This window comes from Chromobacterium sphagni (assembly GCF_001855555.1).
GTDB classification, from domain to species: Bacteria; Pseudomonadota; Gammaproteobacteria; order Burkholderiales; family Chromobacteriaceae; genus Chromobacterium; species Chromobacterium sphagni.
On record NZ_MKCT01000075.1, the window covers coordinates 1 to 8,451 of the forward strand.

Below are 8,451 nucleotides of genomic sequence, written 5' to 3' on the forward strand. Positions count from 1 at the left end.
GAGGGGCGCCTCCCCGGCCGGTCGTTGCGCGTCGACGCGCCTATCCGGCGTTGGCCGCGCCGCAGCGCAGTCCGCCTTAGCGAGCAAAATAAAATGAAAATGTCATTGAAGTGTTGACGCAGATCAGTCCCGCCTCCCCGCCTGTCACGCCGCCTGGCACAATAGCCAGCCAAGCGGCCGTCCTTGACAGGCCCGCGCGGAAGAAACATGCTTAAGTCATGAAAAGATCGACTCCCAGCCAATTCCACCATCACCACGGCAGCCAATGCTGCGCCGCGGCGATGGCCGCTGGACGGACGACAAGCCACTAGCCTCCGCCAGCCCCGCCCCAGGCGCCTCACGGCGCCTTTTTTATTGTCGCCATTCCGGCGCAACCAAACCGACAGGAGACAAGCATGACCATGCCAAGAGGCGTTCAGATCATCACCGGCCAGCAGGCCGCCGCGCAAAGAACGCTGGAGAACCGTTTCCGGAGCCATCTTCATTGACGCCGGAGCGGAAGAAGCCATCCTACCCGCGCTTTGGTTGCAGGACACCTTCATCGCCAAAACCGGCGGCAGCGAAATCATCGGGCAGATGTGGGCTTTTCCCGACAAGAAAGGCCGCCCCTGCTGCCTGATCCCGGAAGCCACGGCGCTGTTCCAGGAACGGAAGCGCGAGCTTCTGGCCGGCAGGCATGAAGCCGGCTTCTTCTACATCGCCCGCTGTTACCGCTACGAGCGGCCGCAGGCCGGCCGTTACCGCGAGTTCACCCAGCTCGGCTTCGAATATCTATGCCCGGATCCGGCCGATGCGCTGGGCCGCAGCCGGCAGTTGTGCCTGGCGTTTCTGGACAGCCTGGGCCTGCGCTACCAGCTGGATGGCGCGGCCAAGCGCGGGTTGAGCTACTACTTGGACGGAGAAGGATTTGAGGTGCGGGCGCCGGAGCTTGGCGCGCAAAAACAGGTGGTGGGTGGAGGAGCCTACCGCGAGGGCGCCGGATTCGGCATCGGACTGGAAAGGCTGGCGCTGGCGCTGAGCATCCAGGCCGGACAACAAGAAACCGGCTGAAGGGGAAAAACCCTGTCCGGCGGCCAAGCGCCGGACAGGGGCCGGATCAGGCGCCGGTGCCGCCGACCGTAAGGCCGCCGTCTATGCGCAGCGTCGGCTGGCCCACGCCCACCGGCACGCTCTGGCCTTCCTTGCCGCACACGCCCACGCCCTGGTCCAGCGCCAGATCGTTGCCTATCATCGACACGTAGTTCAGCACCTCGGGACCGCTGCCTATCAGGGTGGCGCCCTTGACCGGATAGGTGAGCTTGCCGTCCTCGATGCGCCAGGCTTCCGACGCCGAGAACACGAACTTGCCGCTGGTGATGTCCACCTGGCCGCCGCCGAAGTTGACGGCGTAGATGCCATCCTTGACCGAGGCGATGATTTCCCGCGGATCGTGCTGGCCGGCCAGCATATAGGTATTGGTCATCCGCGGCATCGGAATACTGGCGTAGGATTCGCGCCGGCCGTTACCGGTGGCGGCCACCTGCATCAGCCGCGAGTTCATCGCATCCTGCATATAGCCTTTGAGGATGCCATCCTCGATCAGCACGGTGCGCTGGGTGGCATTGCCCTCGTCGTCGATCGCCAGTGCGCCGCGGCGGCCGCCCATCACGCCGTCGTCCACCACGGTGACGCCGGGAGCCGCCACCCGCTCTCCCATCTTGCCGGAGAAGGCCGAAGTGCCCTTGCGGTTGAAATCGCCCTCCAGGCCGTGGCCTATCGCCTCGTGCAGCAGCACGCCCGGCCAGCCCGGCCCCAGCACCACAGTCATCTGGCCCGCCGGCGCCGGACGCGAGTCCAGATTGGTCAGCGCCTGCTTCACCGCCTCGCGCACATAGCGTTCGATCACCGCATCGTCGAAATAGGTGAGGTCGAAACGGCCGCCGCCGCCGGACGAACCCTGCTCGCGCCGGCCGTTCTGCTCGGCGATCACCATCACCGACGCCCGCACCAGCGGACGGACATCGGCCGCACGCACGCCGTCATGGCGAGCGACGTAGACCACGTCGTACTCGGTGGCGAGGCCGGCCATCACCTGGATCACGCGCGGATCCATCGCCTTGGCCAACCGTTCCACCTTCTCCAGCAAAGCCACCTTGGCGGCGGCCTCCATGCTGTGACAAGGGTCGATGGCAGGATACAGGGATTTGGGACGGCGCGTGTCCACCGCTCCGGCGCTGCCGTCTCCGCCCACCTGGCCGATGGCGCGCACCGCCTCCGCTGCGCGGGTCAGCGCTTCCTGGTTGATGGCGTCGGAATAGGCGAAGGCCGTCTTGTCGCCGGACACGGCCCGCACGCCCACCCCCTGGTCGATACTGAAACTGCCCGACTTGACTATGCCCTCCTCCAGATGCCAGCCCTCATTGCGGGTGTACTGGAAATAGAGGTCGGCATAATCGATGTCATGGCGGCGCATGTGCGCCAGGGTCTGCTCGATGGCGGACTCGTCCAGACCGTAAGGCTTGAGCAGCAGTTCATCTGCAGCGGTGAAGGCATCTTGCATCGGAGTTCTTTCAACGTATGACTCGGTGCTCCAGCGCCGGCAGGCTGCTGCGCACCGATTGGATCAAATCGGGATCGATTTCGGCGACGATCACGCCCTCGCCCTGCTCCAGCTCGGCCAGAATGCGGCCCCAGGGGTCGATGATCATCGAATGGCCATGGGTCCTGCGGCCGTTCTGGTGCAAGCCGCCCTGCGCCGACGCCAGCAGATAACATTGGTTCTCTATCGCCCTCGCCCTCAGCAACGGTTCCCAGTGCGCCTCGCCGGTCGTCGCGGTGAAGGCCGCCGACATGATCAGCAGGTCGAACGGCGCCAGCAGGCGGTACAGCTCGGGGAAGCGCAGGTCGTAGCATATGCTCAGCGCGATGTCGGCCAGCGGCGTCTCAGCCTTTACCGGCGTCTGTCCGGCGCTGATGGTATTGGATTCGCGGTAGCTTTCGCCTTGCCCGGTGAAGCCGAACAGGTGGATCTTGTCGTAGCGGGAAACCACCTCACCCTGTGGATTGTAGAGCAGACTGGTGTTGAGCACCTTCTCCGGATTGTCGGCGGCCAGCGGCACCGTGCCGCCCAGCAGCCACATGCCGTGTTTGCGAGCCATATCGGAGAGCGCCTGCTGGATCGGCCCCTCGCCATAGGCTTCGCGCACCGCCACCTTGGCGGTTTCATGCGCGCCCATCAGGCAAAAATACTCAGGCAGCACCGCCAGCTGGGCGCCCTTGCCGGCCGCCTCGGCCAGCAATTGGTCGGCCCGGGCCAGATTGGCGGCCAGATCGCAGCCGGACACCATCTGCACCGCCGCGGCGATAAACTTCTGCTTCATGGCATAAGATTCCTTGTAAATTTATTTAATGCACAAGCAATTGATTTCAAAGTGATAATTTCCGGTAACTTATTTCGCGATTTTTAACTCTAGTTTTTGCGCCCAAACGGTCCTCTGGTGACTTTCCCCTCAGCGATCGCCTTCTGTAAAGATAGCTCGGCGCGCAAGGCCCCATTCACCGATGCCAGTCGGGTGATCTCTACCAATTGGCTACCGACCAATTCCCGTAGCTTGCGGTTTTTCTCTCTCTCCTTGGTCAGGAGATCCGCTTTCTCGTTGCGCTGTTGACGCACCGTCTTGCCCATCGTTGCTCGCACCTGCTCGGCGAATCAGGATAGCAGTTGTTGATCAGTGGCGGGGAAACCTTCGCCTCTACTGCCACGGCCTTGGGCGTCACCTTTTCTCCTCGCAGTTGTACAAGAAGATCCCGGTGGCGGATCGTCACCCGTTGGAACGCCCGCTGGCCGCCAATCAGGTCTGATGGACTTTGTGTTCGACCGGACGGCAGAGGGGCGTGCCATCAAGAATCTGACCGTGGTCGATGATGCCACGCATGAGGCAGTGGCCATTGTTCCGGAGCGCGCGATGGGTGGTCTGCATCTGACGCGCGTCCTCGACCAGCTGGCGCAGACACGCGGCTTGCCCAAAGCCATCAGGACCGATAACGGCAAGGAATTCTGCAGCCGTGCCATGTTGACCTGGGCGCACGCCCGTGGGGTTCAGCTGTTTCTCATCGAGCCGGGGAAGCCCAATCAGAACGCTTATATCGAATCGTTTAACGGACGCTTCCGCGATGAGTGTCTGAACGAACACTGGTTCACCAGCCTACGCCATGCCCAGGTCGTCATCGAAGCTTGGCGGCAGGAATACAACGACGAAAGGCCCAAGAAATCCCTTGGTGGTTTGACGCCGGCAGCTTACGCCAAATCACTCGCTGAAAAATCAGGTGAATTAGCCCCGGACTCTAAAGCCCTCTGCTACTGAAACCGGGGGGGCGTCGGTCCAACCGTTCTTCTGCATAATTCAGGATGCCTTTGGCGTGATGGTATAAACGCTGCGCCACATCAAGAGGAATCAACGGTGTCAAACAGACCTTGCGGGTATCCCGACGGTTTTGTCCCGCTCTTCCCGCCATTTCCATGGCACTCGCCCTCGGCCAGGGATGCACCAGTAAGGCTGCCTTGTGCTGATCGCGAAAGTTGTAGAGCAGCTCCAGTGCTAAGAATTGCTGCGCCAAGAAGAGCGCTGCGATCCTCGTGGCCCTTTGAGAATGAACGAAATTCGTGATATGCAGTGGCTACACATCAGCGAGTGATGGCAGTCCATTCTCACCGATGAGGTCTTCCGGTTTCTGGTAGATGGCCAACAAGCTGTCCAGCAGGACTTCAGGAACGTGGTGTTTCTTGGTGCTCATGATGTCTCCGGACAAGACGGCAGTTTCCTGCCAAATGTCCGGTTATTCAAAATTTTGTACACCCTTGGCCTTGAGCGTTTCCAGAAGCTTACCCAAACCATCGCGGGGTAGGGTAAGTTTCCAGAAGCGTTTACTCAGATGATCGTCCGGGATGCAACATCTACGCGACCTTTGCCAGTCCGGTTTCATAGACCAGCCACAACTCGCCATCGATGTCCTGCCATGTGGCACCTTGCGCCTCCAGGACTTTGGACAGCCGCGTTCTGATCTGATTCAGTTCGGGCCGAGTCATGCTTTCCAAAAACAGTCCTCGTACCCGCTTCATTTTCGGAACAGACTTTTCAATTTTATGGATCAGATGGATAAAAGCCGAAACGGCGCTGGCGGAACCCTCCACCGGCTGCTTGGCAACGAAGTCGCAGATAATCAGCTCCTCATTCTCCAAGCGATAAACCAGTTCGCAATCCAGCAATTTTAATCGCTGCCCAACCAAAACATGGCTATTTCCAAAATACTCTGCCTCCGGAACCAACCCCTGCGACAGCAGGAATTGCGTAACAGCATCCGGTTTGATATTCATTTCTTGCATTTCGACTCTCCATTTGGCGGATATGGGAAAACCCATATCCGCTCACGGTTCATAAGTAGAGTTAAATCTTGACGGCCGACATGATGCGCTCTTGCATGCTCATCAGCTGACGCGTCAAATCATGCATGCGGCTCGACGCCTCGGCCGCCTTATCGGCGGCGGCACTCAGCGCTTTATACCGCTCGGCGGCATGATCCGCCTGGAATTCGCCGAGAATATTCTTCTGCTCGGCATCGCGCGTCAGGCTAGCGGTGCCCCAGTTAATGCCGCCCTCCGCCGCTTTGCCCACCCCCGACAGTCCAGTGGAGATCAGATCTCCCCCCGAGCCCGCGACTCCACCGATGGCCGCGCCGCCCGCACTCAAAAATCCTGACAGGACCTTAGCGCTGGCGTTCTTCCACGCAGCCTTGTACTTAAGTTCGATGCTCTCCAGCTTGGTATCGATCGACTTTAACTGGACAGCCGCTGCCTGCTGCTGGCCAGCGGCATGGAATTCGCGCTCCATGTCGCGGATATCGATGTTCATTTTCTGCAACATCGCAATCAGGTTGTCTATGGTGGCATATACCCCGGTACTGCCCTTATCCACACCCTGCCCCGAAAGCTGCTGTGGGGTGGTTGGTACCGCGTTCGAGACTCCAACTTTGTTAATATCCATCATGATAATTTTCCTAAACAAATGGTTGCGTGCCACCCTGAGGTGTCACGATGATTGATTTCAATGCCTGTTGATCAACGGTGTGACCCAATCGACTCGGCAGCTCGGGCATCCTTGGCCAATACATCCAGCAGCCCCTCCACCAACGGGCCATAATCCTGTCGATATGCAGACTCCTTCTGGATAGCCTTGGCGAGGTGTTGGCCGATGCTGCCTGCCAGCTTCTGAGCCAGTTCTCCCGACGTTTCCTCCTGCGCGCCTTGCACTTCATGGCCCACAGCATGAACGGAGATGGCTTGGCTGATTTGCGCCGCGCCTTTGCTCGCTACTGCTCGCGCCGTTTCTCCACCAACTGCGGAGAGTATTTGGCCAGCGCCGCCAAGCACCTCGCTCGCCGCGTTTTCCTGCTGCGCCCGGGCATTGAGCTCCGCAGCCTCGCTGCGCTGCTGAATTGCAACCAGCGCGACGGCAGCGACCAAGGGCAGCAACTCAGTCTGCATCGCCCAAAAACCTTCACGCTGCTGGCTATACAAACTTTGCAGCTTGGCCATCAGATCACCGATGCTGAACGTGCCATGCAAGTCCAGCGCTCCGAAGCCCTCGTTGCCGGCCAGCAACTGAATCGTGTAGTCCAGGCCATCCGGGATCGGCGCTTCAAGGCCGCAGGCCTCGAAATCAAGCGCCTTCAGGTCATTGAGAACCTCGTGCAATGGATCGGCGCCGATTTGCAACTCTGGCAGTTCGGCTAGATCGGTGGAGGATTTCGAGTTGACGGAATGCTCCCCGATCCTATATCCAGTCGTATCTATCCTCTGGCTAATCATCGGAAAACCCGTCATCTCTCCCCCTACACCATCGCCGACGCGATCTGCGCCTGGGTGGAAGCGGCCTGGCCCATCGCCTGGACGCCGTCCTCGAACACCTGGCCTTTATCGTTCAACAACTCGCGCGTCTTCTTGATGACTTCCTTCTTTTCCTGCTCATAGAACTCGAAGAAGCTTCGCAGCCATTGCTGATCCAGAATCAACAAATCGATTTCCTTTTGCAGTTTGGCTCGCTGTTTCTCGATCTCGCCGATCATGATATCCCGCGCACCTGTCGCCACGCCGCGGACCGTGCTGGACACAACCAGCGCCGGCGCCTTCAGCGTCGCTTTGATCGTAGCCTTGACCACGTCCGCGAAAACCTGATTCACGACTCGCTTGGTGACCTCCTGGGCCGTCAGTTCCACGCCCTCCTTGACGGCCTTCTTGATGACTTTCTCCACCGACTTGCTCACCAGCTTTTCTATCGCCTCGTGGGTGAACCTTTCCAGCATCTGGTTGGTGAACTTCTGCGCGAACTTCTCCACCGTCTTCTTGGTGGTGGTCTTGGCGGCATCGACAGCGGCCTTGCCCAACGCTTGCGCAACTTGAGTCGCGACTTGATCCGCCACTTGCTTGCCAACTGCGTTTGCCGCATTCTTGGCTGCGCCTGCCGTGCCTTTCTTGATGGCTGTACTGACCATTTGCTCCGCGCCTTCCTTCAGTACCTTGCCGGCGACTTTCGGAATCATCTTGGTCACCAACAGATTGCGCGCCGCACTGGTAACGTCCACCACCGCCCCGGCGATTTCAAACGACAATTGAATTTTCCCTGCGACATCCGCTACCTTTCGGTATTTTTCTGCATTTTCAGGGTCAACAAGCGCCATCGTATTGGCCATGGCCTTGACCAGGCCCGCCATGCCTGCAACGAGGTCCATCGCGCCGCCAGCTGCCTGCATCGCATTGCCGGTCATCACACCGCCTATCATCTTGGCAACGCCAGTCACCACCTCCACCGCGGCGACCACCCAGTCGAAAACCACGCTGAGAATGCCCGCCTTCTTGGCCTTGTCCTGCTGCTCGATGGCCTTGCTCATCTGTTCTCGAATGTTCTCCACTTCCTGCTTGCGAAGCGCGTCCTGCTTCTTGCTCATGATGTCGAGTGCCTTGCTCTTGGTCGCCGCAGTATCACCCAGCATTTGCGAGGTCATCAGCGTAGAGGCCATGATCATCGAATCCATCGGAATCTTTTCGATCGCCGACAGACTGAGGGTCGGCCCCTTGGCCGTGCCAACATTGCCGGAGGCTTGATCGATGGTCCGCGTGATCCGGCCCAGCGCATCGGCCGCCTGCTGCCGGGATACCGGCTCCTTGGCGGCGCGCGGCGAAGCCAATTGCCCCAGCTGCTGCGTTTTCACCTCCGCCAAAGGCCTGGAGACCATATTCGCTGCATCGCTGACTTTACGGGTCGCGCCGCTTTTTCCTTCTTCCTTCTCCGCCCAATCGCCCGGCAAGCCGCGCCAGGCATGAAACGATCCAGTGTGATCAACATGGTACTTCCTCCTGTTGCAGAGCCAGCATGTCAACGGCGCTGGCCTTGATTGCCTGATAGTCGATTTGGTCGC

Annotated in this window: 8 protein-coding genes and 1 pseudogene; 2 read left to right on the forward strand and 7 right to left on the reverse strand. The window is 59.8% G+C overall.

Features of this window, described 5'->3' with window-relative positions:
- Positions 1-525 precede the first annotated feature (525 nt).
- Positions 526-1,050 carry a HisS family protein gene (locus BI344_RS20640; protein WP_420912619.1) on the forward strand — a complete coding sequence of 175 codons (525 nt, stop codon included), beginning with the start codon at positions 526-528 and terminating at the stop codon, positions 1,048-1,050.
- A gap of 46 nt (positions 1,051-1,096) precedes the next feature.
- Here BI344_RS20640 and tldD read toward each other — a convergent pair whose 3' ends face one another.
- From tldD to BI344_RS23290, 3 genes are all read right to left on the reverse strand, one after another.
- Positions 1,097-2,539, reverse strand: a complete 1,443-nt coding sequence (tldD, locus tag BI344_RS20645; protein ID WP_071114685.1) for a metalloprotease TldD — start codon at positions 2,537-2,539, stop codon at positions 1,097-1,099.
- Between the two features lie 10 nt (positions 2,540-2,549).
- Complete coding sequence (locus BI344_RS20650; RefSeq protein ID WP_071114686.1) at positions 2,550-3,359, reverse strand: carbon-nitrogen hydrolase family protein; 810 nt, start codon at positions 3,357-3,359, stop codon at positions 2,550-2,552.
- 89 nt (positions 3,360-3,448) lie between these two features.
- A complete protein-coding gene (locus tag BI344_RS23290; RefSeq protein WP_083370313.1) occupies positions 3,449-3,664 on the reverse strand; it encodes a hypothetical protein in 216 nt (71 codons plus the stop codon).
- A gap of 113 nt (positions 3,665-3,777) precedes the next feature.
- Here BI344_RS23290 and BI344_RS20660 point away from each other — a divergent pair.
- Positions 3,778-4,343: pseudogene (locus BI344_RS20660) on the forward strand (integrase core domain-containing protein); the annotation flags it as partial.
- Positions 4,344-4,933: 590 nt separating this feature from the next.
- Here the strand turns inward: BI344_RS20660 and sseE are convergent.
- From sseE to BI344_RS20680, 4 genes are all read right to left on the reverse strand, one after another.
- Positions 4,934-5,362 carry a type III secretion system effector protein SseE gene (gene sseE / locus BI344_RS20665; RefSeq protein WP_071114687.1) on the reverse strand — a complete coding sequence of 143 codons (429 nt, stop codon included), beginning with the start codon at positions 5,360-5,362 and terminating at the stop codon, positions 4,934-4,936.
- Between the two features lie 61 nt (positions 5,363-5,423).
- Positions 5,424-6,023 carry a hypothetical protein gene (locus tag BI344_RS20670; protein WP_071114688.1) on the reverse strand — a complete coding sequence of 200 codons (600 nt, stop codon included), beginning with the start codon at positions 6,021-6,023 and terminating at the stop codon, positions 5,424-5,426.
- 71 nt (positions 6,024-6,094) lie between these two features.
- On the reverse strand, positions 6,095-6,859 hold the full coding sequence (locus tag BI344_RS20675) for a hypothetical protein (RefSeq protein WP_071114689.1): 765 nt from the start codon (positions 6,857-6,859) through the stop codon (positions 6,095-6,097).
- A gap of 8 nt (positions 6,860-6,867) precedes the next feature.
- Positions 6,868-8,451, reverse strand: a 1,584-nt coding sequence (locus BI344_RS20680) for a type III secretion system translocon protein (protein WP_338152223.1), incomplete at its 5' end; no start/stop codon positions are given.

Excerpts from the sequence above, each read along its gene's own strand:
- BI344_RS20675 (WP_071114689.1), bottom strand. The coding sequence starts at position 6,859 with ATGACGGGTTTTCCGATGATTAGCCAGAGGATAGATACGACTGGATAT.
- sseE (WP_071114687.1), bottom strand. The coding sequence starts at position 5,362 with ATGCAAGAAATGAATATCAAACCGGATGCTGTTACGCAATTCCTGCTG.
- BI344_RS20650 (WP_071114686.1), bottom strand. The coding sequence starts at position 3,359 with ATGAAGCAGAAGTTTATCGCCGCGGCGGTGCAGATGGTGTCCGGCTGC.
- tldD (WP_071114685.1), bottom strand. The coding sequence starts at position 2,539 with ATGCAAGATGCCTTCACCGCTGCAGATGAACTGCTGCTCAAGCCTTAC.
- BI344_RS20670 (WP_071114688.1), bottom strand. The coding sequence starts at position 6,023 with ATGATGGATATTAACAAAGTTGGAGTCTCGAACGCGGTACCAACCACC.
- BI344_RS23290 (WP_083370313.1), bottom strand. The coding sequence starts at position 3,664 with ATGGGCAAGACGGTGCGTCAACAGCGCAACGAGAAAGCGGATCTCCTG.